Here is a 26,771-nt window from a genome sequence, read left to right on the forward strand (position 1 = left end):
TGTGTGTGACGGTACCGTGGCGCGCAATCATCTCCCGCTCTTCATCCCGATGGGGTCTCCGGGAGGCACCGGCAACGGTACCGTCCGTTTGTACGGCGAGTCTGGCCGCGACAGGAAGCGCTTGATGTTGTCGGCCGTCGCCGCGAGGTGATCGGCTGACGTCCCGAGGCCGACGGGCCCAGCGGACGCGATGAGGCGCCCCTCGAGACGATCGCGAAGCTCCCGCAGCCGGCCCGCGGCCGCCGCGCGCACGGCAGGCGACGCATCACCGTTGGCCGCCAGATCCATGAGCCGCGTGACCACCAGATCCTGCACGGCCGCGAGAACGATCAACCCCTCCCCATCCTTGGACTTCTCAGTCGCCGGGTAGTACCACGTCTGGCGCAGCAGCGCCCGGACGACCTCGTTGAAGTCCGGATTCGCGGTGTTCCTCGCATGGAACTCGGTCAGGCGGGCGGCGCGCTCCGGCTGGAGCAGCGCGGAGATGGCCAGGTCCGCGGCGATCGTGGCAGCGCCGACGGGGTCGAATACGCGGTCGGTTCGCCGCTCGAACAGTTCCGTCGGTGTGTCGCCGTAACCGAAGGCCGGCGGCGGGATCAGGTCCCGGATGCGACCGGGAATGACCAGTTCCTCCACCCGGATCGTGTCGAGCACGGCACCGAGCGCGGCCCGCTGACGATCGGGCGGCACGATGTCCGCCACCGGTGTCGGCAACGGCGCGCCGGCCGTCTTCACCGCGTAGGTGTACGACAGGCCGCCGAGCGTCTTCACCGCCGCCAGCAGTTGATAGCGGTGATGCAGGTACAGCGGCAGGAACTTTGCCTCGAGCATCGACAGCGGTGTGCCGTCCGGAATGCTGCCCAGACCAAACTGCGAGAGGCCGATTCGCCGGACGTCCATCTCGTGCCTTAGCGTCGCCACCGGGTCGCTGCCGTTGTCCCAGAGGCTGGCCAGCGGGTGCGACGCGCCAGCGGGGCGGGCATCCTCGTCCGAGATGAACAGCATCCCGTTGGCAACACCGGCCGCGACGACGTTCGACAGCTCCCGCTCTTCGCTCGCCCCGGGCGGGAACTCCGCGTAGGCGTACGTCACGGCGAACGAATCGAACGCGCCGATGCCCTTCCCGTAGGCGTCCGACAGATCGATGTGACCGTTCGTGATTCCGACGGTTGGCGCGGGATAGTCCATCACCGACGCGCGGCCGTACGTGCTGGCCGCGAAGTTGTGGGCGAAGCCGAGCGTGTGTCCGGTCTCGTGCGCCGAGAGTTGACGGATACGCGCCAAGGACAGCGCGACGGCGTCACTGCCGGGATCCAGGGAGGCCAGGTAGTCGAGATCGGGCAGCGCGCCGAAATCACACGCGAAATGGCCCGGATCCCCGTGCTGGTGGGCGTCGGTCTCCGCCTCGGCGAACTGCGGCACGAGGCCGCTGCCGATCAGGTAGTCCTGCCGGATGCGCAGCGACCCGAGTGTGACGTTGCCTTTCAGGATCTCGCCCGTCCGCGGATCGACGACGCTTCCCCCGTAGGACCAGCCGCGCGACGACCGGTGGACCCAGTTGATCATGTTGTAGCGAAGGTCCATCGGGTCCGCGTCCTCGGGCAGCACTCTCACCTGGAACGCATTCCGAAATCCGGCCGCCTCGAACGCGGTGTTCCACCACGAGGCTCCCTCGACGAGCGCACTCCGGATTGGTTCGGGCGCACCGTTGTCCACGTAGTAGACGATCGGCGCAATCGGGTCGGACACGGGCGCGGCCGGATCCTTCTTGTGCAGACGATGACGCGCGATCCAGCGCTTCTCGATAGGGTCCGAGATGGGAGAAGCGTAATCGTTGAACTGGATTCCAAAGGAACTGACGCGCGCGTCGTGCCGGCGCGGCCGGTAGCCCTGACCGAGCGCCGGCAATTCCACGAACGCGTGGTGCTCCCGCACGGTGACGGCTTCGGCCGACGGCGTCACCTCCCGCACGAGCCGGCCGGGATCCTCATCTGTCGTGAACGTCAGTGTCGTCTCGACCTCGGTGTTCTTCGGAAACCCCTTCGTGCGGGGAACGTAGAAGGCCGACCGCGTGTCGTCCAGCTTGTAGCGGCCCTGCTTGGCCTGACGGAGCCGGCCGACCACCCCGTGCGCATCGCGAAGGAAGAAGCCCGTGGCGTCCACGAGCACCGTCGGGCCCTCGGACGCCTCGACCGTGAAGCCCCACAGCACCGATCGCGCGAACGACTGATCGACCGCGCGTCGCTCGGCGACGTCTTCCGTCAACGCGCGGTAGCGGTAATTCGGTTGGACCATCAGCACCTTTGGTCCGACGCGCTCGAACACGACGACGGCCGACACGCCGAGTTGCCCGCGATCCAGGCCGATCGCATTCGATCCGACGCCGGCCGGCAGCGACACCTGGTAGAGCAGTTCGGAGCCGAAACGAGAGATCTCCATCCACATCTTCCCGGACGCCTCGTCCCAGTACAACGGTACGAAGCCGTCGATCCGATGCAGGTTGGCGACGATATCCGCGACCCGCTTCGGGGCGTGAACAGGGGACTGTTGCCGATCCCGAGCAGCGGCCGACACCGAGAGGACAACCGAGAACACGACGATCAGTGGAATGCGCATACAGATCTCCGGACCGGACACTGTCGCTGGTGAGGGCCGAACGACGAAGCCAGGAACAAACGACATCGAACGAAGGACAGGCGACTGGCAACGGAGAACTCAGAGCGAAGAGGCGTGAAACGGAGAACGGAGACGACCCGGGTTCTCCGTTCCACGTCTTCCGTTGAACGGCTGGACATCTTCCAGGGGTTAGAGCGTGCCGAATGAACCACGCTCTCGCGCCGCGCTTCCGCCCCTGGAAGATGTCGATGACGACGCCGGAGGCGTCGTCCAGAAACAACGTGGGCTGGCGAAGCGAGTTCGGCAGTTCGAGGCGAAGCTCCGCTAGTGTCCCTTGGTCGGCGTGGTTCCGCGCGGCGGCGCGTTCTTCACGTACTTGTCGAACCAGCCGATCATCTCGGCCAGCGTGTGCAGTACCGATTCGCGGCCCGTGTAGCCATGCGCCTCGTTCGGCAGCGTGACGTACCGCACCGTGGCGCCGTGCCCCTTGAGGGCCATGTAGAACCGCTCGGACTGGATGGGGAAAGTGCCCGAGTTGTCGTCCGCCTCGCCATGAGTCAGCAGGATTGGGTCCTTGACGTTGTTGGCATAGTAGAAGGGCGACATCCTGGCGTAGACCTCCGGCACCTCCCAGAAGGTCCGCCTCTCGGCCTGGAAGCCAAAGGGTGTCAGCGTCCTGTTGTAGGCGCCGCTACGGGCGATGCCGGCGCGGAACAGGCGCGAGTGCGACAGCAGGTTGGCTGTCATGAACGCCCCGTAGCTGTGACCGCCCACGCCGATGCGATCGCGATCGGCGACGCCCAGGTCGACGACCTTGTCGATGGCGGCTTCTGCACTCGCCACGAGCTGGTCGATGTAGGTGTCATTGGCCGTCTCCCCGGCCCCGACAATCGGCATCGTCGGGTTGTCGAGCACGGCGTAGCCCTGGGTGAGGAAGAACATGTGCGACGGCCCCGTGTAGGTCGTGAAGCGGTACGGCGAGCCACTCACCTGGCTGGCGAGGCTCGGGTCGGTGAACTCGCGCGGATACGCCCACATGACGAGCGGCAGCCGCTCGCCCTTCTTGTAGCCGGGCGGCAGGTACAAGGTTGCACTCAGCTTCACGCCGTCCTTGCGGTCGTAGGTCAACAACTGCCTTTCCACTCCCGCGAGCTGCGGCGCCGGGTCCTTGAACTCGGTGAGCGCGCGCCTGCCCTGCTTCGCCAGGTCGCGCACGAAGTAGTTGGGTGGCGCCTTCACCGTTTCGTACCGTGTCAGCAGCGTCTTGCCGTCGTCGGTCAGGAGGTTGACCACCTGCTCGTAGCTCTCCCCCTCGCACTGCCAGATCCGCTCGGTGTCACCCGTCTTCAGGTTGTACCGATCGAGGAACGGCCTGTCGCCCCTGGGAGAAGCGCCGTCGCCGTTCAGGTAGATTGAATCGACCACCTGCACGATGGTGCCAGCCTCGGCACCGGAGCGGCCTCGGCCGCCATTGCCGCCACTCGACCGGGGCCGCACGACCGGGTGTCCGGGGTCCTTGTACCGATCCTCTGAGCTCACCTCCCAAATCTTGCGCGCCGCTCCACCGTCGAGCACCCACGTCCGCCGCAGGCGACGGTTCCGCTCGAATTCGGTCACGAGCACGACGTTCTTGTCGGTCCACGCAACGCCCTCGAAACGCTGCTCGAGCTTGATCAGTTCCGACGGCTCACCGGCGAATGGCGCCTTGAGCAGCATCACCTTGTCGCGGTACGGCACCTTGTTGCGCAGGTCGCCGCCGTCGAGCGCCTCGGCCCACGCGAGCGTCGCCGGATCGACGGGATTCCACTTGAAGGCCCGCGGTCCGGTCTCGACCCCGCGCATCGGTACGTGTTCGCCGGACGGGACGTCGGCGACCGATCGCACGACCTTGCCGGCCTTCGTCCACAACTCGACGTCCTTTGGAAAGTCGCTCGAGGGCACGAGATGCGAGAACGGCCGCTTGATGCGAGAGACGAACAGGAATTCGCCGTTCGGAGACGGCTCCGCCTGGTCGTAGATGCCCGGCTTGCCAACCAGGGTGCGGACACCCGTGGTCGCATTCACGAAGGCCAACTGGCTCGTGAAGTAGTACTCGAACAGCGCATCGTCGTGGGAGGTCTTGAGCAGGTCCTCGTAGGTGCTGACCGGAGAAGTCTTGCCGAGGTTCTCCTCGACGTTCGGGCCTTCCGGCACCTGCGGGGCCTTCGGCGAAGCCCCTCGCGTCGCCACGACGAACTTGCACAGCAGGGCGGTGTTGGCGGTCCAGTCGCAGGCCGCGCCGGACGTGGCGTTGAGCGTCGGCGTGGTGAGCAGCTTCCCGACACCAGTCGTCGCGTCCGCCACCCACAGGGCGATGCCGGATGCCTTCGTCTCAGTGAACGCGATCCGCCTGCCGTCCGGCGAGAAGCCGAGCCAGCCGAGCCTGGCGCCCGCCGGCACGACGACCTTGACCGTCTTCCCGTCCGCGATACGCTGCAGCGCGATGCCGGTCAGCGGTTGCGTGCGGTGCGGGCCATTCGTCTTCGGATTGACGCGGGCCCCGGCCAGGCGGAACATCGGCTGCGAGAGATCGGCCACCGTCGGCATGCTGGCCCGGTCGAGCAGCGCGAGTTGCTGGCGCGACGGGCTGAGCACCACGGTAGGAACCGGTTTGGCGTCGAGGATGTCGACAACGGTCTTCGGCGGCAACTGGTACTTGGTCTGCGCCAGCGCGTCGCCCTGCGCGGCGAAGTCCACGCACACGACGGCGAGCGCCAGCGCCCAGAGGGATCTGGAATTACACATCGGACGTCTCCAAGGGGCATCGGGAAGGGGGCGCTAGGATGGCGCGATTCTACACTCTCGGTTCGTGGTACGCTACGCACCGGTATATCACCCGCTCCAACCCGGAGATGGGGCGACCTCGCAGTCATCACACCACCACGGAGGAGGGACGATGGCGACACAGGAGAATTTGAAGGCGGCGTTTGCTGGCGAAAGCCAGGCGAATCGCATGTATCTGGCGTTTGCGAAGAAGGCTGACAGCGAAGGTCTGAAACAGGTTGCGAGACTGTTTCGGGCGGTCGCGGCAGCCGAAACGGTGCACGCGCTCGCCCACTTCCGCGTGATGGGCGGCGTGAAGGGCACGATTGACAACCTGAAAGCGGCCATCGCGGGCGAGCACTACGAATTCACCGAGATGTACCCGACGTTCATTTCGGAGGCCGTGTCCGAAGGGAAGAAGCCGGCCGAGGTGAGCTTCAAGAACGCCAACGCGGTCGAGGAAGTCCATCACGCGCTCTACGGTGAGGCACTGGCGGCCGCGGCTGCGGGGCACGACCTCCCGGACGCGAAGATGTACGTCTGCGACGTCTGCGGATACACGGTTGCGGGTGAAGCGCCGGACGTCTGCCCAATTTGCGGAGCTCGCCACGAGCGCTTCACGGAAGTCGTCTAGGAAGGCGCAGCACCGGGCGCTTTTCTCGTCTACTTCTTCTGATAATCCGGATAGGCCGGCCTCTTCGGCGTGACGACCGGGTGTTTTGCCAGTTCGGCCATCACCACCTCGATGGCCTTGTCGAGCTGTGGGTCCTTGCCCTGGCGCACGAGTTCGGGATCCATCTCGACCTCGATATCCGGGGCGATCCCGACGTTCTCGACCTCCCACTGGCTCGTCGTCGCGTTCCACACGCCGATGCTGGGCGCGGTGACCGACCCGCCGTCCATCAGCGGCGGGTAGCCGCCGATGCCGACAAGGCCGCCCCACGTGCGCTTGCCAATCAATGGGCCGAGGCCTGCGCGCTTGAACAGCCACGGCATCGCGTCACCGCCCGATCCCGCCTCCTCGTTGATGATCATCGCCTTCGGGCCGAAAATGCCCCCCTGCGGCTGGAAGCTGTCCGCGCCGTCGCGCGGCGCGACGCCGGTGACGAGCTTCCGCTGCAAGTACTCGATGATGTCGGTGGCCAGCGCGCCACCGCCGTTGAACCGCTCGTCCACGATGACGCCCTCCTTGCCGACCTGCGCGAAGAAGTAGCGGTTGAACGCCGTGAGCCCGCCGCCAGCGGTGTCTGGCATGTAAACGTAAGCGATGCGCCCGTGGCTGACCGAATCGACGTGCCGGCGATTGCCTTCGATCCACGCGAGGTTGCGCAGCGCCGTCTCGCCCGGCACCGGCACCACCGTGACCTCACGGGCACCGTCGCCATTCGGGCTGGCCCCGACTTTCAGCAGGACGCTGCGTCCCGCCATTCCTTCGAAGTACGAATGGACGTTCTCCGTGGCGCGCACGTCCCGGCCGTTGACCGCGAGCAGGTACTCACCTGCCTTGACGTTGACGCCGGGCTGGGTCAGCGGCGCGCGAAGCTGCGGGCTCCAGTTCTCCCCGTTGTAGACACGCGCGAACCGGTAACGGCCGTTCTCGATCGTGTAGTCGGCGCCGAGCAGCCCCGTGGACACTCGCTTCACTTCGGGCATCTCGCCGCCGCCGACGTAGAGATGGCCGACCGTCAACTCGCCGAGCATCTCGTTGAACAGGTAGTTGAGATCCGCGCGGCAGGCGAGCTGGTCCAGGTACGGCGCATACTTCTTCTCGGTGGCCACGAGATCGAGGCCGTGATAGTGCGGGTCGTAGAAGAACTCACGCTCGATCCGCCAGACCTCGTGGTACATCTGCCGCCACGCGGTGCGTGGATCGACACGCACCTCGATGCTGTCGGTCTGGAGTGCGCCCGACCCGGCGCCGCCGGCGGACGGTACGCTCGGCGCGGGCGATGCGCCGCCACCCTGGGCCAGCGGCTTCAGCGCGGTGATGAACCAGCGCTCGCCCTGCCGGTAGAGCATCTTCTCGCCGTTGGCCGACATGACGAAATCGCTGACTCCGCTCGTCACGACGTCGGACTTCCGCGCCTTCAGGTCGAAGCGATGCACGGTCGCGCCGCGTGGCGCGTCCGGTCCTGGCGCGGGTGATTCGATCGCCAGCAGCACGCCGGCCTTGGCCACTTGAAGATCGGAATAGCGTCGGGCGGGCATCGGCACGGCAAGCACGCGCTGCAGGATGTTGTCGAAATCGATCTTGACGGGAACGGCCTTCGGCGCGGGCTTCGCCGCGTCGGCCTTCTGTGGCTCACTGCCCGCCGCGGGCGGCTTGGCTGCGTCCGCCGCCGGTTTCGCGGGATCGGCCTTGTCATCGGCCGCCTTCTCCTCGTCGCTCTCGGGCGAGAACGGCGACGGCTCATCCTTCGACAACACGACGAGATAGATGCTCCGCGAGACGGGGCGTGTCGAGGCATGGAGATCGAACTCCATGGAAGCCCCCGAGTCGGTGCTCGCGGTGAAGTACAGGAACTTGCCGTCCTTGTCGAAGACGGGACTGCGCGCGTCGCTCATGCCGTCGGTCAACTGGGTCACCTTCCCGTCGGCCAGCGAGCACAGGTAGATCGCCGAGAGGCCGCTCCGCAACCGCTTCGTGTATGTCAGCCACTTCGAGTCCGGTGACCATGCGGGAGTGAGGTTGCTGTTCCTCTCGGCGGTGTCGGTCCTGACGGGTTTCTTCGTCTCGACGTCCACGTACCACAGTCCGAGGTGGGCGTCGTTGTACGCAATCTTCCGGCTGTCGGGCGACCACGTCGGCGACGAGTAGAACGTGGGCCGCTCGGCGAGAGCAATCTTGACGACCTCTCCCGATGCGTCCTGATTCCTGATGTGCAGCGCGTACTCGCCGGACTCGTCGGAGAAGTACGCGATTCGCTTGCCGTCGGGTGACCAGGCCGGGTCGCGCTCCATCACGCCGGTTGTGTTCGTGATGTTCCGAACATCGCCCTTTTCCGCCGGAACCGTCACGATCTCGCCGCGCGCCTCGAACACCGCCCGTGCCCCGCTGGGCGAAATGCCCGCGTTCTCGAGCCTGTTGCCCGCCTTCACGAGCCGCTCGCGCACCTCCGGCAGGTCGCCTGCCACGGTGATTGCCACCGTCCGCGCCTTTCCGGTCTTCAGGTCGTACAGCCCGATGGCTCCGAACTGTTCATAGGCGATCGCGTCGGGACCGGCGGACGCCGCCTTGAAGTCGAGGCCGCGATTCTCGACGACCTGCGTGAGCCTCTTGGTCGGCACGTGATAGGAGAACAACGTGACCGGTCCATTCCGGTCGGACAGGAAGTAGATGGTATCGCCCACCCACATCGGGTTGAACTCGTTCGCTTTCTCGTGCGGCAGTGTCTCGACACGCGATGTGGCCAAAGACACGATCCGGATCGACGTCGCCTGACCACCGCGGTAGCGTTTCCATGCGCGGAACGCCCTGGCCTTCGGAACGTATGCCAGGCTCAACCCGTCGGCGGAGTAGCTCCCCTCGAACCCCTGAGGCAGCGGCAGCTTTTCCTCCGGACCGCCGGTCACCGGCACAGTGAACAACTCCGCGAACCGGGAGTACGCAGTGCGTGTCGAGCTGAAGAGGATGCGCTTGCCGTCCGGCGTCCATCCGAGCGCAAGGTCTGCGGCCGGATGCCACGTCAAGCGCTTCGGGACGCCGCCTGCGGCCGGCACCACGAACACATCCACGTTGCCGTCGTACTCCCCTGTGAACGCTACCTCGGTCCCGTCCGGCGAGAAGACCGGACCAGTCTCGATACCCGGTCCGGACGTCAGCCGGATCGCCGCTCCGCCCTCGCGCGGCACCGTCCAGAGGTCGCCGGCGAAGACGAAGACGATGTGTGTGCGATTGATGGTTGGCTGCTGGAGTAGCAGCGGAGCCGACGGCGTGGCTGCCGATGCCGCCGCCCAGAAAGACACGCACAGGGCCGCAAACAGGTGGCGCATGGTGCTCCTCAGAAGAAGTGAACAGCACAGCGTAGCACGGCGAGAAACGCCGGGTGGGGAATGCTGGTACGCCAGAACCTGTCGCGGAGCCCCGCCAACTCGTCAGCGTGAAGCGCCGCGACGGCGGCCCGAACGACCTCGCCGCGATTCTTGGGCGAACGGATGCTCTCGGCCGTACAATGGCCCACGGCATGTCCATGTACAAGTCTCTCGGCGACCGGCAGCACCATCATCTTGGCAACCAGGCAACGGCCAGCATCGATGCGCAAGAAGAAGTCGCCGACTTGCCAGGCAGCGTCTTCTTCAGCGCCAGAGTGGGCGGCGATCCGGCGGCCCGTCCGCCCGGCCTGTTCTACAAGGACCCGACCGGATCCACCCGCCGGGTGCTGATCACCAAGGCCGGTGCGTTTCAGTTCTCGCCGCTCGTCGATCTGGAGAGATTCGCGCAATTCTGCGAGATCCTGTTCGTGCCAGAGGTCGATCCCCGGGCCTGGGCCGCCGCGAAGGACACCGCGAAGCACAGTCCCGTGCCGGTCGAGTTCGCCGAGTTGGAGCCCGGGACGTTCTTCACCGCGCTAGGCTCAACCGAGAGCCTGTCGTCGCAGCGCCGGGGCGTCTATCGGCTCGGGCGTGCCGGCACCATCCAACGTCTGTTGAAGGATGCGACCCAGGGGTTGGTGTGGTCCGGGTCGATTCCCAAGGATCGTTTCGGGAATTTCGGGGAGCGCCTCACCATCGACGTGGACTGACCGCCGACCTTCGCGCCCCGGGCTGCCGCCCTGCGGGTCTTCGACCCATTCACCGCGACGTGGGGCAGCGCGTGAAGTGACCAGGGCAGGGTCCTGACACGATGGTACGGGCAAAAGGAGGGCAGAGGGATGACGCCGCCGGAGGCCAAGAAGGGCGCCAGGACCCGCCGGCGCGCCTCAATGACACCGGCCGTGACGCGAATGCCTCCAGCAATTCCGATCTCCGATGGATTCAATTCCGCGTCCTCGTGCGCGTGGTGCAGCCGCGCACTGGAGGGCGAGGGGGGATTCCTGCTGCGGGCCGGGGCGCTGCTCTGCGACGAGTGCGCCGCTCGAGCCGGTCGCATCGCCGCCAGCCAGTCGCGACGGGACACATAGCATCACGCCTCTCTCCCTATTCGTGCCTCAGCGCCAGCATCGGATCGACCTGTGCGGCGTGGCGGGCCGGCACGTATCCGGACACGAGGGCAACCGCAAGCAGCGTGACGGTCGAGCCAATCAGCGTCGCCGGGTCGGTCGGCGCGACGCTGAATAACTGAGCCTGGATCAGCCGACTGACAGCCATGGCGGCCGGAAGGCCGATGGCCACGCCGACAACAGCCAGCGTCGTCACCTCGCGCATCACGAGCCAGACCACGCTGGACTGCGCGGCCCCGAGCGCCATGCGGAGACCAATCTCCCGGGTGCGGCGCGCGACGGCGTAGCTCATCACGCCGTAGAGTCCGATCGCTGCCAGCAGTGTCGCGAGCGCGCCGAAGGACGCCGACAGCAGCGACACCATCCGCTCGAGGAACAGCGACTCGTCGGCCACCACCTGCATCGTCTTCACGTCGAACACCGGAATGGCCGCATCGAGCTGACTCGCCACCCGTCGCAGCGAGTCGCCGGTGACGCCCGTATCGCCGGCCGTCCTCACGAAGAAGGACATCTGCCCGAGGTCCGGGTCCTGCTGATACGGGATGTAGACGACGCGGGCAATCTCTTCACGCAGGCTCGTGTCGCGGCCATCCTTGGCGACGGCCACGATTTCGATGTCCGTTGCCGTGGCGCGCCGGAAGCCGAAGCGTCGGCCGATTGGATTCGAGTTCCCGAAGAAGTAGTGCGCCATCTTCTCGCTGATGATTGCGACCTTCGGCGCCCCGGCCCCGTCAGCGTCCGTGAACTCGCGACCGGCGATCAGGGGAATCCCCATCGTCCGGAAGAAGTCCGGACCGACGCTGTTCACGTGCGGGTTCATGTCCTCGCCCTCTTTCGCCTGATAGCCGTCGACCGTGATGGTGGACATGGTCAGGTTGTCCGTCAGCGGTGTGGTCGAGGCCAGCGACACGCTTCGGATGCCAGGCTGCTTGGCGAGGCGCTCCTGCAGACGCTGGTAGAAGCCGCGGATCTGTTCAGTCGAGTAGCCGTTGAGCGCGGGATCGAGCGAGAAGGTGACGAGGTGGTCGACCTGGAACCCGGGATTGAGCGAGCGCAGATTCCACAGGCTCCGCGCAAACAGGCCGGCGCCGATCAGGAGCAGCAGCGAAAGCGCCACCTGTGTGATCACGAGGCCCTTTCGGAGGCGCACGTGACCGGTGCTCACGACCGAGCCGCCTTCCTCCTTCAGTGCCGGCACGAGCTGAGGGCGTGCTGTCTGCCACGCCGGCGCCAGGCCGAACAGGACGCCCGTCAGCAACGACACGACCAGGGCGAAGCCCAGCACCCGAGCGTCGGGCGTCGAGGTGAAGGCGCGCGCGGCGTTGTCGAATGGCAAGATGGTCAGGAGCAAATCGCCCGACCAGATCGCCACCAGCACGCCGATGGCGCCGCCGAGCACCGCGAGCAGGAGGCTCTCGACGAGCAACTGGCCGACAATCCTCGACCGCGAGGCGCCGAGCGCGAGCCGGATGGCGACTTCGCGCTGACGAGATGGGGAGCGGGCCATGAGCAGGTTGGCGACGTTCGCACAGGCGATGAGCAGCACGAGCCCCACCATCGACATCAGGAGGATGAGCGGGGCCGAGAACTGGTCGCGAAGCGGCGACAGGCCTTTGTGGCCCGGGAGCAGGAGCAGGCGCGTGTCGAGGAACCCCTTGCGGAAGCGCGCCGAGGTTGTCGGCATCTCCTTCAATTCCTGCTCGCGGATCTGTCGGAACAGGACGTTCATCTGCGCCTCGGCCTGTTCGCGCGAGACGTCCGGGCGCAGCCGCGCCATGACGTTGAGCCACATGTACCGGCGGGTGTCCAGGCCGTCGTAGACGGGCGTCATCTGCGCCTTCATCATCAGCGGCACGAAGACATCCGGAACGTACCCGACCTGAAGCCCGTTGAAGCCGGCTCCGGCCACGCCAACGATCGTCATCGGATGCCCGTTCAGCCGGATCGTCCGCCCGACGACGGCCGGATCACGGGCGAAGCGCGTCGTCCAAAAGCCGTGCGCCAGCACCGCGATCGGGTGTCCGCCCGGCGCCTGCTCGTCGGCCGACGTGAAGAGGCGGCCATACGCGGGCGCAACGCCGAGCAGGGCGAAGTAATTGCCGCTGACGAGTTCGCCCCGCACGCGCTCCGACCGGCTCTCGTACAGCATGGTCAGCGGATAGGTTGCGCGCGCGAGCACGCCGCTGAAGACCCGGCCGCGGTCCCGGAAGTCGGTGTACATCGGGTACGAGAACGCGTCCTCGCCGCCGTCGAAGCGGCCCCGGTTCGTACCCGGCGCGCCAAGTATCACCAATTGTGCCGGCTCTTTGACCGGGAGGGCCCGCAGGAGCACCTGGTCCATCAACGTGAAGATGGCCGTATTGGCGCCGATGCCAAGCGCCAGGGTCAAGACGACCACGAACGCAAAGCCGGGCGCCTTTACCAGCGTACGGGCGGCGTACTTCAGGTTCTGAACGAAGGTGGTCATCCGGAAACCTCCAGTGCGGAAGGGACAAGAGCGAAAGACGGGCCACGATCAAGATGCAGCCTAACCAGCTGCCAATACAGACGTTAGGGTCTGCCGTCCCTCGCGGCGGCTCCCCGGGACCGTCCGGGAGCGAACAACGACGGGCCGTTTCCGAACGCCGGTGATACCATTCGCCCGTGGCGTTGGTTGCAATTCTGGGACTCGTGCTGGCTGTCGTCGGCGCGTTGTCGGCGCTCGCGCTGCTCGTTCACGGCTGGCTCACGCGCTCGCCCCGCGCGGTGGGCCACGTCTCTCTCTCGGTGCTCTGCTACAACCTGTGGCTGGCGGCCTGGTTCCTGTTCGAGTGCCTGCGCCTGTGGGTGCTCACGCAGATGGAGCCCGTGACCGCGCTGCGGCTGGTGGCTTTCCTGTTGCTGAACGCCAGCCTCCTGTCGATTGGGTGGCTCTACGCATGGATTGCAGCCACCGACGAGGCGCTGCCAAGCCGCCCGGGGCGGATTGCCCGGCGTCTCGCACTTGTCGGCGGCCTGGGCACGGCGGCGCTCCTGGTGGTGGGGTGGAGCGCCTACCATTTCAACAGCGACGGTGTGCTGTTCATCCTGCTGCGGCGCGTGATCGGGCTGACCGTGTATCCGGTCGCGCTCGTTGTGGCCATCCAGATGCAGCGCAAGGCGCCGCTCATGCAGCATGCCGAGTGGCGCCGCGCGCTCGGCATGCTGGCGCGGTTCTACGTGCCGCTGTTTGCGGTGTTGTTCGTTTTCGCCCTGTTCCGCGACCGCCTGGGTGCGATCTCACCCATCCTGCCGCTGGCCCTCGACGCCACCCTCGACATCGTCTACACGACGTTCACGGTGCTGTGGGTAGTCCGACTGGACGCGCACGCACTGGTGCGCGATCCCCATGACGCCCGCACGGCCGCCCCCTCGGCATGACAGCGCGACAGCGCACCGCTCACCACGCTATCCCGTAATCCTCTCCATGATTGCTCGACCCTCCCCACATGGTCCCGTGGAGCCGGTCGAAGAAGATGGCGTTGATGGGTCCCGAGGTCAGCTTCTGGTAGTCCAGCTTGTAGCCACGCCGCGCGAGGTCCCCGCGAACCCACGGCGGCATGTCGTCGTTGAGCGTCAAGCGGCCAGGCTCGGCCTTGTGGTCGCCGAACGTGCTGTGCATCTGGTAGCTGTTGAAATTGGCTGCCTCGGTCGCCTGCTGCACGTTCATTCCGAACTCGACGACGTTGAGGAAGAACTGAAGGAGGTTCTGATCCTGCGTGTCGCCGCCCTGCACCGCGAACGCGAGGTACGGCTTTCCGTCCTTCAGCGCAAGACTCGGCGTCAGCGTGGAGCGCGGGCGCTTACCGGGCGTGACCACGTTGAACGGGCACATCGCCTCGTCGAGCACGAAGGCCTGCATCCGCTGGCTCATGCCAATGCCGGTGGTGCCGGCAATCGTCGCGGGAATCCAGCCGCCGCTCGGCGTGACGGACACGACCCAGCCCTGTTCGTCCGCCGCCTCGATGGACGTCGTGCCGGCGGTGAAGGACTCTTCGAACGAGCGGTCGCCCTCCGCGCCGGTCGGCTTGGGTGGTGGTGGCGGCCAACTGGCCAGCAGCTTCGAGTACGGATTCGTGCCGTTCTGGAACGGGTACGGGTCGCCCGGCTTGATGGTTGGATCGTTGCGATCCCAGTTGATCAGTTTGGACCGTTCACGGGCGTAGTCCTTCGAGAGCAACCCCTTGATCGGCGTCGCCGGCGGCATGTACGGATCGCCGTAGTAGAAATCGCGGTCCGCGTACGTCAGGTTCATCACCTGGTAGAGCGTGTGGATGTAGCGGGCGCTGTTGTAGCCCATGGACTTCAGATCCATCGGCTCGAGCATGTTGAGCGCCTGCAGCATGACGGGGCCCTGCACCCAGGTGGTCAGCTTGTAGACGTCGATCCCCTTGTAGTTGCTGGCGACCGGTTCCTCGAGGTGGACCTTCCAGTTGGCAAGATCGTCGAGTGTGTGGAGGCCGCCCAACTCCCTGGATCCGCGAACGAAGTCGCGCGCGATGTCGCCCTTGTAGAACCGGTCATAGGCGGCGTAGATCGCATCCTTCCTGTTCTTGCCTGAGGCGAGGGCCTGCTGTTCGGCGTCCACCAGCTTGCGTAGCGTGGCCGCGAGATCGCCCTGCTTGAAGACCTCGCCAGGCTGGGGCGCCTCGCGCGTTTCGCCGGGGTGGGTGAGGAAGACCTTCGCCGACGGGGGCCACTTCTTGATTTCCTTCTTCTGTCGCTCGATCGCGTCGGCCGCCTGCTGCTCGATCGGGTACCCGTCAGCCATCTGGATCGCCGGCGCCAGCACATCCTTCAGGCTCATCGTGCCGAACTCCGCGAGCATCGTCATCAGGCCGCCCGGCGTGCCCGGAGTGACGGCCGCCAGCGGGCCGTATTCGGGCGGATAGGCCATGCCCTTGGCGCGGAAGAACTCGGGAGTGGCGCCCGTCGGTGCGACGCCGAGCGCGTTGATGCCGATCACCTTTCCGGTATGTGGATTGTAGATGAGCGCCTGGGTTTCGCCGCCCCAGCCGAGCGTATCCCACATGGTGCAGACCGCTGCGAGCATGGCGCAGGTCGCGTCAACAGCGTTGCCACCCTTTTGGAAGATCATCGCGCCGGCCGTTGCGCCAAGCGGCTTGCCGGTCACGGCGACCCAGTGCCGTCCGTGCAGCACCGGCTTCACCGTTCGCTGCGCGGTCACCGCGACGCCAAGGACGACCAGGAGCGGCAGGACGAAGAGGAGACGGAGTTTCATGGGGGAACTTTACTACAGGAGCGGAGAGTCGGTCCTGCTACAATCCGTCCGTCACTGGAGGTCCTGATGGAACTGCGGATGTACCAGATCGATGCGTTTGCCGATCGGCTCTTCAGCGGGAACCCGGCGGCCGTCTGTCCGCTCGAGTCGTGGCTTCCGGACGAGGTCATGCAGCAAATCGCGGCGGAGAACAACCTCGCCGAGACGGCGTTCTACATTCGGCACGACGGCGGCTTCGATCTCCGCTGGTTCACGCCGGCTGTCGAAGTCGATCTGTGCGGACACGCCACGCTGGCCGCGGCGCACGTGGTCTTCACCCACGATTGCTTTCCCCACGACACGATCCAGTTCACGTCGAAGAGCGGGATTCTGCGCGTTCGGCGCGACGGCGATCGGCTCGTGCTCGACTTTCCCGTGGACACGGTTGAACCGGTGACCGTGCCGCAGATCCTGATCGACGCGCTCGGTCGCGAGCCCATCGAGTCCTACAGGGGCAAGACGGATTACATGCTCGTCTACGGCGTCGAGGAGCACGTGGCCGGACTCACACCCGACCTCGTCGATCTGGCCACCGTGCCGGCGCGCGGCATCATCGTCACGGCACCCGGCCGCCAGGTGGACTTCGTGTCGCGGTTCTTCGCACCGCAGGTCGGCGTGCCGGAGGATCCCGTGACCGGGTCGGCACACACGACGCTGACGCCCTACTGGGCCGCCCGCCTCGGCAAGAACGAGTTGACGGCCCGCCAGTTGTCGAAGCGTCAGGGCAGCCTGCGCTGTACGCTCGTCGGCAACCGCGTCGACATCGCGGGTCGGGCCGTGCCGTATCTGGAAGGCACGATCACGATCTAATCGGATCCGAGGATCCGTCCGAGCCCGACATTCCCGAGCACCGACCCTTCTTCCTTGCCCCCCTTGCCGATGCCGGGGATGGCCTTGTAGATCCGGTCCGCGAGCCGGCTGAGCGGCAGCGACTGGAGCCATACCTTGCCGGGCCCGGTCAGTGTCGCGAAGAAGAGTCCTTCGCCGCCGAAGAGCGCCGTCTTGACCCCGCCGACCAACTGCACATCGTAGTTCACCGACTGCTGGAGGGCGACAATGCAGCCGGTGTCGACACGAAGGGTTTCACCGACCGCCAGGTCGTAGGAGTGAACCGTGCCGCCCGCGTGCGCGAACACCAGGCCGTCGCCGTCGAGTCTCTGCATGATGAAGCCCTCACCGCCGAACAGGCCCACCCCGATCTTCTTCTGGAAGGCGATGCCAATCGACACGCCCTTGGCCGCGCAGAGATACGAGTCCTTCTGGCAGATGAGCGTGCCACCCAGCTTGGAGAGATCCATCGGCAGGATCTTGCCGGCGTACGGCGCGGCGAAGGCGACGCGCTCGACACCGCGACCACCAGCGTTGGTGAACACCGTCATGAACAGGCTCTCGCCGGTGAGGAGGCGCTTGCCCGCACCGAGAAGCGCGCCCATGAGGCCGCCCTGCTGCTGCCGGCCGCTGCCGTCGCCAAACACCGTTTCCATCTGGACCCCGCCGGTCATGAACATCATCGCGCCCGCCTCGGCGACGACGCTCTCACCGGGATCCAGGTAGATCTCGACGAACTGCATCTCGTTCCCGTACACCTTGAACTCGATTTCGTTCGCACGCCGGTCGGGCGCGGGTGCCGCCGGGCTGACGGCCGGGCCCAATGCTGAGCTGGCTGCCTGGCTGGACGCTGGACCGGCGACCGGAGGTGGCGCAGCCAGATGCGAAGCAAGCTGGGGTACTGCCGATACGGGCGTCCAGTTCGTCATGCCGGCGGTGAACACGAGCGTGCCGCCGTCGGCGGCCCCGGTCTGAACGCGCCGGACGATCTCTTCCTCACTGACAGGGCCCACCTGCTGTCCACCCACCGCGATGTACCACTGCTGCTCGGTCCCGGGCATGGCTCCTCCTTGTGACGCGTGTCCCTCGCGTGGCCAGCGTTCGTTCGGTCAGTGCATGGATACGAGGTCTGACCTGTCCGGGTTGCACGCGCTGCCGTCCGCTCCTATATCTATACCTGATCCATACCTGCAGGACGCGACCCGCTCATTCAGCATTGGACGTCTGCGCACACCGGAGTGGTGAATATTTCAACACTCCATGTTGACAATTGCAGTGTTCAATTGTAGAGTCGTCGGTCGCCAAGTTCGCATCGTCCTACTAGCCCTGAACTAGTCGGGGCCTGACTTGAAAGGGAGTTCTTATGCGCCTACCGTATCGGTTGCTGGCGCTGGCAGGGTTGGTGGTGCTGTTGACAAGCGGACTGGCCGCTGCCCAGGCGACACCACCGGCGGCGGCATGGAGTGCCTCCGACTGCCAGGCGTGCCACGAGAGAGTGCTTGGGCCACCATTCGCGCAGTCGCGCCACGCGAAAGTCGACCACAGCTGTGCGAACTGCCACGCCAATGTCGCTGAGCACGCCAAGGCTCAGATGAATGGCGACAAGAACGGTCCGGTGCCGTCGTTGAAGAAGCTGACCGCGCGTCAGGTCAACGACACCTGCCTGAAGTGCCACGAGAAGGCCAACCAGGCCAACTACATCTCCAGCATGCACGCGCGCCGCAATGTGGCCTGCACGTCCTGCCACAGCGTGCACGATGCGAAGTCGGTCAGGGCACAGCTGAAGACCAAGGTCGACTCCGAGACCTGCTTCACGTGCCACAAGTCCGAGCGCGCCAAGTCGCAGCGCACGTCGCACCACCCGGTCCGCGAGGGCAAGATGAACTGCACGAGCTGCCACAACCCGCACGACGGCAGCCGCCCGAAGATGATCCTGGCGGATTCGGTCAATGACCTCTGCTACAAGTGCCACGCCGAGAAGCGCGGCCCGTTCCTGTTCGAGCACGCACCTGTTCGCGAGGAGTGCACGACCTGCCACGAGCCGCACGGGACGAATCACCGGCGCCTGCTCGCGCAGAAGCTTCCGAATCTCTGCTGGAACTGCCAATTCACGGGTTCCGGCCACTTCGCGCAGAACACCGGTGCCGACAACCACGGGACCGAACAAGGCAAGTACCAGGTGGCCCCGAGCGGAACCACGAACTTCCCGACGACCAACTCGCGGATGATCGAGAAATCGTGCAAGAACTGCCACGTGAACCTGCACGGCACCAACTCGCCTTCGGGCGCTGCTTTCTTGAGGTAACCCATGAAACGAGCAACCTCCATGATTGCGCTCGTCGCCATGGGACTCTTCATGGCGACCTCTTTCGCGGCGGCGCAGGACAAACCCGCCACCACCGCCGGCGGTCAGGTGACCATCCAGACGCTGACGGTCGATGACATCTCCTCGTCGAAGTTCCGGGAATACCGGGACGTGCCGAAGGGCGTATCGATGCCGTTCGTCAATCTCTTCACGACGAACTCGGCGCTCGACTTCAACCTGAGCGCCTTCAACGTGGGGCAGCAGGACCAGCAATACAAGGGCTGGGCGAACTTCAGCTGGATGGACTTCGGGTTCGACTACAACCAGGTCGTCCACCGCATGGGCAACGACGCTCACGTGATCTGGGCCGAAACGGCGCCGGGCGTATGGAGCATGCCGGCCTCGTTGCGGCAGTACTACTCCGACCGGGTCGACGCGACGCCAACCTCGGGCCGGGTGTATAGCTTCTACAACAACCTGCTGGCACCGTCGTTCGCCGCTGCCGGCACGGTCGACCTGACGTCGCTGCGCAAGCGGGGCCTCTACGACTTCGACTTCAGCAAGAACCTGCCGTTCAACTTGAGCTTCACGTATACCCGCGAGCGCAAGGCCGGCTATCGCGGCCAGGGTGGCGGCGACATCATCGCCGGTCCCGTGTCACCGGTGGTTGACGTCCCCGAGACGCTGAACGAGCTGACGCAGGACTACGCGATCAAGTTCGAGTACAAGCTGAAGACCGGCAACGTCCACGCCGCGCTCAACAGGAACGTGTACACGAACGACCAGAACAACCAGTTGATCGACAACCCGTTCAGGCCGTCCGACCTGGCGTACAAGGCGGCGGTGGGGTCCACTCCGGCCTCCGGCGGCCCCGGGACGATCATGATCACCGGCATGCCGGACAACAGCATGATGAACGAGTCGTTCGGCGCGCTCTTCAAGTTCGCCAAACAGACCCGCGTGGCGGCCGATGTGGCCCTGGGGCAGTACACCCAGAACCAGAACTACCTTCCCTACACGTCGAACACAACGGTGTTGACGGGCAGCAACGCGCCGGCGTACCTCACGTCGTCGCTCCAGCAGCCGTCGTTCAACGGCAAGATGGACACCACTACGTTCAACGTGTGGTTCTCATCACGGCCGGCCGAAAACCTCGGGATCAGGATGAGCTATCGGAGCTGGGACCTGACGAACAAGACCAGCCGGTACATCATCAACGGCGACCTGTCGGCGGCGCCGGATCGTTCGTGGGCGGCAGCCGACGCACCCAGCGCGGACGCGCCCTACGGCCACCCGACTGCGGTCAACTACGACAACAGCAACAAGCGCTTCCAGGGGTCCGTCACGTACGACGTGGGAGCCCTGACGCTCGAGGGCCTGTATCGGGCGGCGAGCCTCAAGCGGACGTACCGCGAAGCCGAATCGGGCACGGACAGGGGCTACACGCTGGCGGCCACGTACCACGCCAAGGACTGGCTCGGCCTGCGGCTGAGCTACGACGACGCCAAGCGGACGGCCGAGGGCACGACCGTCTACGGTTTCCAGACCGACGAAGCCGAGCGCCGCTCGAAGCGCACGGTGTTCGACGTCGAACTGTCACCGATGAACAACATGGGTGTGACGCTCTCCTACTTCCGCCGGGACGTTGCCTACCCGAACCGTCCGAACCGGGTGGCGGTGTCTGGCGGTGTGCCTGTCGTCGGCGCGCAACCGATTCCCGGAACGCCCAGCGGTCTGCTGAGCGCGAAGTACGACAGCTTCGCGGTGGACTTCGACTACGCGGTGTCCAACAAGGTTGAGCTGACGGCCTTCTATCAGTACGAGAAGGACGTGACCGTCAACCAGTGGGTCTCCAACCCGACGGCACCGACATACGGGCTGAACAACCTGTGGAACCACTCCGGCCAGGACAAGACGAACACGTTCGGCCTGGGCGCGGTGTTCCACGTCGTCCCCGACAAGTGGACCGTGACCGTCAACGTCACGGATCAGAAGGTGGACGGGTTCGAGGACATCAACGCGACCCCGACCGGCACTTACGCGCTGGGCCGCACGGCGTATCCCCAGTATCTCAACCCGGCAGCCGTCTGGCCGATCAACGACTGGGATGACACGCACCTCACCACGGTCATCGCGCAGTTGGAGTACAGCCTCAACAAGTCCTGGAAGCTGACCGGCGGCTACTGGTACGAGAAGTACACGTACGGTGACGCCTGGACGAGCGGCACGACGATGTTCCCGCAGGCGACGTTGATCTTCATGAAGCCGGACAACGGCAACTACAAGGCGAACGTCGTCTACGCCAAGCTGAACTACCGGTTCTAACGCAGCAGCCAGGAGGAACCCAGCGTCCGGAGTGGGGGCGGTCTTCGAACCCGCCCCTACTTCGCCCATCCAAACTCCGCCGGCAGCGTCATCTTCAGCTCGCGCAGCAGGAAGCCGTACATATCCGCGCGCTCCTCGATGATCTTGTCGGTCGGCTTGCCCGCGCCGTGCCCCGCCTTGGTCTCGATCCGAATCAGCACTGGCGCCGGCCCGGCCTGCGCGGCCTGCAGCGTCGCCGTGAACTTGAAGCTGTGAAGCGGCACCACCCGGTCATCGTGATCGGCCGTCGTCACCAACGTGGCGGGGTATGTGGTGCCCGGCTTGATGGTGTGCAGCGGGGAGTACTTCATCACCGTGTCGAAGTCTTCCTTGTTCTTGTCGGGCTGTCCGTAATCCGACCGCCACGCCCAGCCAATCGTGAACTTGTCGAAGCGCAGCATGTCCATCACGCCGACCGCCGGGAGCGCGGCTCCGAACAGATCCGGCCGCTGCGTGAGGCACGCGCCGACGAGGAGCCCGCCGTTGCTGCCACCCTGGATGGCGAGCTTCGGTGTAGAGGTGTATTTCTCGCGGATCAGGTACTCGGCTGCCGCGATGAAGTCGTCGAACACATTCTGCTTGGTCTTCAGCCGTCCCGCGTCGTACCACTCCTGGCCGTATTCGCCGCCGCCGCGGAGGTTTGCCACGGCGTAGACACCGCCCATTTCGAGCCAGCCGGCGGCCGCCGGCGTGAAGCCTGGGAGGGTGGCGATGTTGAAGCCACCGTAACCGTACAGCAGCGTCGGGTTCTGTGCGTTGCGGTCGAGGCCCTTCCGATACGTGAGGAACATCGGGATCTTCGTGCCGTCCTTCGACGGGTAGAACACCTGTACGGTCTCGTACCGGCTTGGATCGAACTTCAACGACGGCTTCCGGTGCATCGTGCTCGCGTGCGTCGCGAAGTCGTAGCGGTAGATCGTCGTGGGATAGAGATACGAGCCGAAGGAATAGAACGTCTCCGTGTCCTTCCGTCGCCCCGTCAACCCACCGACGCTGCCGAGCGTCGGCATCGCGATCGCCTGCCCTGCCGTTCCATCCAGGCTGTAGAGACGAACAGTGTGGTGCGCGTCGGTCATCCAGAGCGTGACGAACTGGTTGTCGACCATGGTGACGGCCTCGAGCACCACCTTGCCTGGCGCCTCCGAAACCAGCGTCTTCCACCCGGCAGGCTCGGGCTTGCCGAGCGTGATGGCCACGAGGCGGAACCGCGGCGCGTCCTGGTTGGTGAGCACGTAGAAGGTCGGACCATCGTTGCCGACGACGGTGTACGTCGCGTCGAAGGCGTCGAGGAACGGCTGGATCTTGCCGGCCGGGTCCTGCAGATCGCGGACGAACACGCGGTTGCGATTGTCGGTGCCTTCCGTCTGCACGACGACCAGGAACCGGCCGTCCTCGGTCACGTCGGCTCCGAATCCCCAGTCGGGCTTGTCCGGCCGCTCGTAGACCAGCGGGTCCTTGTCCTGCGTGGTGCCCAGTTTGTGGAAGAACACCTTCTGGTTCTTGTTGAGTTCCTGGAGCGCATCGCCGGCCTTCGGCTCGTCGTACCGACTGTAGAAGAAGCCCGATCCGTCCTTCAGCCACGACGCGCCGCTGAACTTGGACCACTTCACGAGATCCGGCAAGTCCTTCGATGTTGCGACATCCCGGACGCGCCACTCGATCCAGTCGGAGCCGCTCGCCGCGAGCGAATACGCCATATAGCGGCCATCCTCGGTGAACGACGTGCCGCCGAGCGCGACGGTACCATCCGCGGACAGCGAGTTGGGATCGATGAGCACCTCCGGCTGTGCGTCGAGCGCCCTGGCCTTGTAGACCATCGCCTGGCGCTGCAACCCCGAGTTCTTCGAGAAGACGTACCACGCGCCTTCGCGTGACGGCACGCCGTAGCGTTCGTAGTTCCAGATCTCGGTCAGCCGCGACTTGATCCGGGCGCGATCCGGAATCTGCGCGAGGTACGCGTCGGTCACCTTGTTCTCGGCGTCGATCCACGCGCGCGTGTCCGGCGCGTCCGAATTCTCGAGCCAACGGTACGGGTCGGCCACCTTCACGCCGAAGAACTCGTCCACCTGTGCCGCTCTCTTCGCGGGCGGATAGGTGTACTTCTGCGGCTCGGCCGCGCGGGGAGAAGCTGAGAGGCTCATAACTCCAACCAGGATCGCAACGATGTGACGTTTTCTCATAACACTCCTAATCCAACCCGCCCTTTCGCCAGCCTCGAGCCAGGAGCCGCGCGGCCCGCCCCGTCCTTCACGACCGCCAGGCCAATCCCGGGGACATCAAACGACTTCATCACGCGCGCGACGAAGGCGTCGAGATCGGGCGTGACGCATAGGGACAAGGATACGAGAGAAAGGAGGAAGGATGAAGGAGGAAGGATGAAGGGGGAAGGATGAAGGAGGAAGGAGGAAGGCAAACCGATGCCGACAATTCTCCGTCCAACGTGCCGAGGGAGGGACGGCCAGCGCGTCCCGGGCGGAAACCAGGGGGAACACATGGACGGATTCTGGCAGGACGTGCGGTTTGGCCTCCGGCTTTTCAGGAAAACGCCTGGCTTCCTCGCCATGACGATCCTCGCGCTGGGCTTGGGTATCGGCGCGAACACCGCCGTCTTCAGCGTCGTCTACAGCGTGCTGCTGAAGCCGCTGCCGTATCCTGAGCCCGACCGGCTGGTCACCATTTACGACACGCAGCCCGACTGTGACTCCTGCCCTGCTTCCTACCCGAAATACGTGGACTGGCGAGAACAGAATCGCGTCTTCCAGGTCATTGGCGGGTCCTCGGGTGGCAGCGCCGTGCTGACTGGCCGGGGCGACCCGGAGCGCGTGCCGATCGCGAATGCGACAGCTTCCTTGTTCAGGGTCTACGGCATCAACCCCGTGCTCGGCCGCGCGTTCTCGGAGGATGAAGACCGACCGGGAGGACCCAAGGTCACGGTGCTCAGCTACGGATTCTGGGAGCGCCGATTCGGCAAGGACGCGCGAATCATCGGCCAGACGCTCGTCCTGGACGAGGTGCCACGGACCGTGGTGGGCGTGATGCCCCAGGGCTTCACCCACCGGATGGCGGATGCCTTCGTCCCGCTCGCTCGCCAGCTCGACGAACGGCAGCGTGGGACTCACTTCCTCGCGACCTGGGGACGCCTGAAGACGGGGGTGACGGTGGAACGCGCCAAACGCGAAATGATCGCGCTTGGCCACCGGTTGGCGCGCGAGCACGGCACGAACCACGGAATCGACGTCCGTCCGCTGCGCGATCAGGTGGTTGGTGACGCTGCCACCCCGCTGCTGGTGCTCTTCGGCAGCGTGGCATTCGTCCTGTTGATCGCCTGCGCGAACGTGGCCAACCTGTTGCTGGCCCGCGCCGCGGCCCGGCGGCGCGAGGTCGCCGTTCGAACCGCGCTCGGCATGACCAAGGGCCGCCTGGTCCGCCAGTTGCTGACCGAAAGCGTGATGCTGTCGCTCGCGGGCGCCACCGTCGGCCTCGCCCTGGCCTGGGGCGGCGTGCGCCTGTTCGTGGCCACCGCGCCGCCGGTCGTCCCGAGGATGGCGTCAATTGCGATCGATGGCAGCGTGCTGCTGTTCACGCTGGGTGTGGCCATTGCCACCGGGATCCTGTTCGGCCTCGCGCCCGTGCTCCACGCCCGCGGTGGGCCGGCCGACGCCCTGAAGGAAGAGACAGGGCGCAGCACGGGCAATCTGGTATCCCGTCGTGCGGGTGCCGCGCTGGTTGTCGCCGAGATCGCTCTCTCGGTCACGCTGCTCGTCGGCGCCGGCCTGACGGTGAAGAGCCTGATCAATCTCCAGCACCAGGGCCTGGGCGTCGTGGTCGAGCGCGTGCTGGCGTTCGACGTCGCACTCCCGAAGGCCCGCTACGACACCGACGACCGCGTGCGGATCTACTTCGCCGCAGCGCTCGAGCATCTGCGGGCGATACCGGGGGTGCAGTCCGCCGGCGCCATCACGCTCCTGCCGCTGCGGGCGTTCGGCAACAACGCCGAGTTCCATGTCGAGGGCAAGACGCTGTGGAAGGCGAACCAGGCGCCGCTTGCCGAGACCCGCGTCGTGGATGGCGCGTACTACCAGACGATGGGTATCCCCCTGATCCGGGGCCGGTTCTTCACGCCCCGGGACGATGCCAGGAGCAAGCAGGTTGTGATCGTGAATGAGTCGCTGGCGCGTCGCTGCTGGCCCGGCGAGAATCCCATCGGCAAGCGGCTCAGCGTTGGCTCGCCTGATTGGTACGAGGTCGTCGGCGTCGTGGGCGACGTGCGGACGTACAGCGCCGCCGACACGCCCCGCTACGAAATCTCAGGCCCGCTCAGCCAGGGGCCGTCGCCGCAGATGACGTTCGTACTGCGCTCGGCCACTGCAGACCCAACCACGCTGACCGCATCCATCCGCCGCGAACTGGCTGAGGTCGACGCCACGCAGCCGATCTCGAAGTTGCAGACAATGGAAGAGGTGGTGCGAACCTCATTGTCGCGTCCGCGGTTGTTGTCGGTGCTGATTTCGGTGTTCGCCGGCCTCGCGGCACTGCTGGCGCTGGTCGGCGTCTACGGACTGGTCGCATATGCAGTCAGCCAGCAGATGCCGGAATTCGGCATCCGAATGGCCATCGGGGCGTCTCCCCATGCGCTGATTGGCCTCGTCGTGAAGCGCGGAGGGCTTCTGGCGCTTGTCGGCATGGCCACCGGCGCGGCCACGGCCTTTGCGCTCACGCGGCTGATGACCTCCGTGCTCTATCAGGTGCAGCCGGCCGATCCGCTCGTGTTCGGGCTGACCTGTCTGGCGGTCCTGGTGGCGGCGCTGGCAGCCTGCTACTTGCCCGCCCGGTCCGCGGCGAAAGTGGACCCAATCAGTACGCTTCGAACGTCGTAGACCTCACCCGCAAGCCAGGGCACTCGCGCAGGTTCTGGCAGCGCTCCAGGGTGCTTGTCGTACCGGCCCGCTGGCCGGCGAGCGAACCGTCCGGAATCGGACGGATGGTGCCCGACGCCGCACAGGCCGAAGGCGGCCGGCGCGGCCTGCTCCGCAGATCATGGCGAAAATCGCGATGCAACCTTTCCCTCCGCCCGCGCGTATTAGTGGTATCGCTCTTGCGCATGCTGGGCGATGTCCCATCGTCGGCAGCCCGACGGGCGCGGGAGAGCCTCCAATGACACTTGCAGCCACAACCGTCAGAGCAACCGGCGCCCTTGCCGTGATGTGCACGGTTCTGGCGATCGCGACCATCTGGGTGATGATGACCGACCCCGTTACGGTGGCCACCGCTGTCAACCAGGGCGACCTGTCCTCGGTCTTCTCGCTGCTGTCCCACGCGCTTGCCAGCGCGTTCCGCGCCCTCGTCCGGTACCTGTGATCCGGCCCGGATCGTCCGGAGTCACCGGGCATGGACCGCA

15 protein-coding genes and 1 pseudogene are annotated in these 26,771 nt (G+C 65.8%); 8 read left to right on the plus strand and 8 right to left on the minus strand.

Annotation, left to right across the window (positions count from 1 at the left end):
* Positions 1-27: 27 nt before the first annotated feature.
* Together VGK32_18095 and VGK32_18100 are read right to left on the minus strand one after the other, a co-directional pair.
* Positions 28-2,616, minus strand: a complete 2,589-nt coding sequence (locus VGK32_18095; protein HEY3383680.1) for a zinc-dependent metalloprotease — start codon at positions 2,614-2,616, stop codon at positions 28-30.
* A 324-nt stretch (positions 2,617-2,940) separates the two neighbouring features.
* Positions 2,941-5,400, minus strand: a complete 2,460-nt coding sequence (locus VGK32_18100; GenBank protein ID HEY3383681.1) for a prolyl oligopeptidase family serine peptidase — start codon at positions 5,398-5,400, stop codon at positions 2,941-2,943.
* A gap of 151 nt (positions 5,401-5,551) precedes the next feature.
* Between VGK32_18100 and VGK32_18105 the strand changes: the two genes are divergently transcribed.
* A complete protein-coding gene (locus VGK32_18105; protein ID HEY3383682.1) occupies positions 5,552-6,052 on the plus strand; it encodes a rubrerythrin family protein in 501 nt (166 codons plus the stop codon).
* A gap of 29 nt (positions 6,053-6,081) precedes the next feature.
* Here the strand turns inward: VGK32_18105 and VGK32_18110 are convergent, their stop codons facing one another.
* Positions 6,082-9,411, minus strand: coding sequence for a PDZ domain-containing protein (locus tag VGK32_18110; GenBank protein ID HEY3383683.1), 3,330 nt, complete (start codon positions 9,409-9,411; stop codon positions 6,082-6,084).
* Positions 9,412-9,602: 191 nt separating this feature from the next.
* Between VGK32_18110 and VGK32_18115 the strand changes: the two genes are divergently transcribed.
* Complete coding sequence (locus VGK32_18115; protein HEY3383684.1) at positions 9,603-10,160, plus strand: hypothetical protein; 558 nt, start codon at positions 9,603-9,605, stop codon at positions 10,158-10,160.
* 394 nt (positions 10,161-10,554) lie between these two features.
* Here VGK32_18115 and VGK32_18120 read toward each other — a convergent pair whose 3' ends face one another.
* Positions 10,555-13,044 carry an ABC transporter permease gene (locus VGK32_18120; GenBank protein ID HEY3383685.1) on the minus strand — a complete coding sequence of 830 codons (2,490 nt, stop codon included), beginning with the start codon at positions 13,042-13,044 and terminating at the stop codon, positions 10,555-10,557.
* Positions 13,045-13,220: 176 nt separating this feature from the next.
* On the opposite strand from VGK32_18120, the gene VGK32_18125 reads away from it, so the two are divergent.
* Entirely contained in the window at positions 13,221-13,976 is a 756-nt protein-coding gene (locus VGK32_18125) for a hypothetical protein (protein ID HEY3383686.1), read from the plus strand.
* Positions 13,977-13,995: 19 nt separating this feature from the next.
* Here the strand turns inward: VGK32_18125 and VGK32_18130 are convergent, their stop codons facing one another.
* The gene (locus tag VGK32_18130) at positions 13,996-15,837 is read right to left on the minus strand and encodes a gamma-glutamyltransferase (protein HEY3383687.1); all 1,842 of its coding nucleotides are present in this window, start codon (positions 15,835-15,837) and stop codon (positions 13,996-13,998) included.
* 66 nt (positions 15,838-15,903) lie between these two features.
* Here VGK32_18130 and VGK32_18135 point away from each other — a divergent pair, with 66 nt between their 5' ends.
* Positions 15,904-16,686, plus strand: a complete 783-nt coding sequence (locus tag VGK32_18135; protein HEY3383688.1) for a PhzF family phenazine biosynthesis protein — start codon at positions 15,904-15,906, stop codon at positions 16,684-16,686.
* Here VGK32_18135 and VGK32_18140 read toward each other — a convergent pair.
* Both VGK32_18140 and VGK32_18145 read right to left on the minus strand, forming a co-directional pair.
* The gene (locus VGK32_18140) at positions 16,683-17,528 is read right to left on the minus strand and encodes a TIGR00266 family protein (GenBank protein ID HEY3383689.1); all 846 of its coding nucleotides are present in this window, start codon (positions 17,526-17,528) and stop codon (positions 16,683-16,685) included. The two genes, VGK32_18135 and VGK32_18140, sit on opposite strands and share 4 nt — an antisense overlap.
* Before the next feature lie 78 nt (positions 17,529-17,606).
* Positions 17,607-17,765: pseudogene (locus VGK32_18145) on the minus strand (DUF4339 domain-containing protein).
* A 302-nt stretch (positions 17,766-18,067) separates the two neighbouring features.
* Between VGK32_18145 and VGK32_18150 the strand changes: the two are divergent.
* A complete protein-coding gene (locus VGK32_18150) occupies positions 18,068-19,009 on the plus strand; it encodes a DmsE family decaheme c-type cytochrome (GenBank protein ID HEY3383690.1) in 942 nt (313 codons plus the stop codon).
* A gap of 3 nt (positions 19,010-19,012) precedes the next feature.
* Positions 19,013-21,334: an MtrB/PioB family outer membrane beta-barrel protein gene (locus VGK32_18155; protein ID HEY3383691.1), complete on the plus strand. Its 2,322-nt coding sequence runs from the start codon at positions 19,013-19,015 to the stop codon at positions 21,332-21,334.
* Between the two features lie 56 nt (positions 21,335-21,390).
* Here the strand turns inward: VGK32_18155 and VGK32_18160 are convergent, their stop codons facing one another.
* Positions 21,391-23,553 carry a prolyl oligopeptidase family serine peptidase gene (locus VGK32_18160; GenBank protein HEY3383692.1) on the minus strand — a complete coding sequence of 721 codons (2,163 nt, stop codon included), beginning with the start codon at positions 23,551-23,553 and terminating at the stop codon, positions 21,391-21,393.
* A gap of 237 nt (positions 23,554-23,790) precedes the next feature.
* Between VGK32_18160 and VGK32_18165 the strand changes: the two genes are divergently transcribed.
* Together VGK32_18165 and VGK32_18170 are read left to right on the plus strand one after the other, a co-directional pair.
* On the plus strand, positions 23,791-26,250 hold the full coding sequence (locus VGK32_18165; protein HEY3383693.1) for an ABC transporter permease: 2,460 nt from the start codon (positions 23,791-23,793) through the stop codon (positions 26,248-26,250).
* 277 nt (positions 26,251-26,527) lie between these two features.
* On the plus strand, positions 26,528-26,731 hold the full coding sequence (locus VGK32_18170) for a hypothetical protein (protein HEY3383694.1): 204 nt from the start codon (positions 26,528-26,530) through the stop codon (positions 26,729-26,731).
* Positions 26,732-26,771 lie beyond the last annotated feature (40 nt).

It is taken from the genome of Vicinamibacterales bacterium, from assembly GCA_036504215.1.
GTDB lineage: Bacteria > Acidobacteriota > Vicinamibacteria > Vicinamibacterales > Fen-181 > FEN-299.

Coding starts and splice junctions, on each gene's coding strand:
- VGK32_18095 (HEY3383680.1), bottom strand. CDS start 2,616: ATGCGCATTCCACTGATCGTCGTGTTCTCGGTTGTCCTCTCGGTGTCG.
- VGK32_18100 (HEY3383681.1), bottom strand. CDS start 5,400: ATGTGTAATTCCAGATCCCTCTGGGCGCTGGCGCTCGCCGTCGTGTGC.
- VGK32_18105 (HEY3383682.1), top strand. CDS start 5,552: ATGGCGACACAGGAGAATTTGAAGGCGGCGTTTGCTGGCGAAAGCCAG.
- VGK32_18110 (HEY3383683.1), bottom strand. CDS start 9,411: ATGCGCCACCTGTTTGCGGCCCTGTGCGTGTCTTTCTGGGCGGCGGCA.
- VGK32_18115 (HEY3383684.1), top strand. CDS start 9,603: ATGTCCATGTACAAGTCTCTCGGCGACCGGCAGCACCATCATCTTGGC.
- VGK32_18120 (HEY3383685.1), bottom strand. CDS start 13,044: ATGACCACCTTCGTTCAGAACCTGAAGTACGCCGCCCGTACGCTGGTA.
- VGK32_18130 (HEY3383687.1), bottom strand. CDS start 15,837: ATGAAACTCCGTCTCCTCTTCGTCCTGCCGCTCCTGGTCGTCCTTGGC.
- VGK32_18135 (HEY3383688.1), top strand. CDS start 15,904: ATGGAACTGCGGATGTACCAGATCGATGCGTTTGCCGATCGGCTCTTC.
- VGK32_18150 (HEY3383690.1), top strand. CDS start 18,068: ATGCGCCTACCGTATCGGTTGCTGGCGCTGGCAGGGTTGGTGGTGCTG.
- VGK32_18155 (HEY3383691.1), top strand. CDS start 19,013: ATGAAACGAGCAACCTCCATGATTGCGCTCGTCGCCATGGGACTCTTC.
- VGK32_18160 (HEY3383692.1), bottom strand. CDS start 23,553: ATGAGAAAACGTCACATCGTTGCGATCCTGGTTGGAGTTATGAGCCTC.
- VGK32_18165 (HEY3383693.1), top strand. CDS start 23,791: ATGCCGACAATTCTCCGTCCAACGTGCCGAGGGAGGGACGGCCAGCGC.
- VGK32_18170 (HEY3383694.1), top strand. CDS start 26,528: ATGACACTTGCAGCCACAACCGTCAGAGCAACCGGCGCCCTTGCCGTG.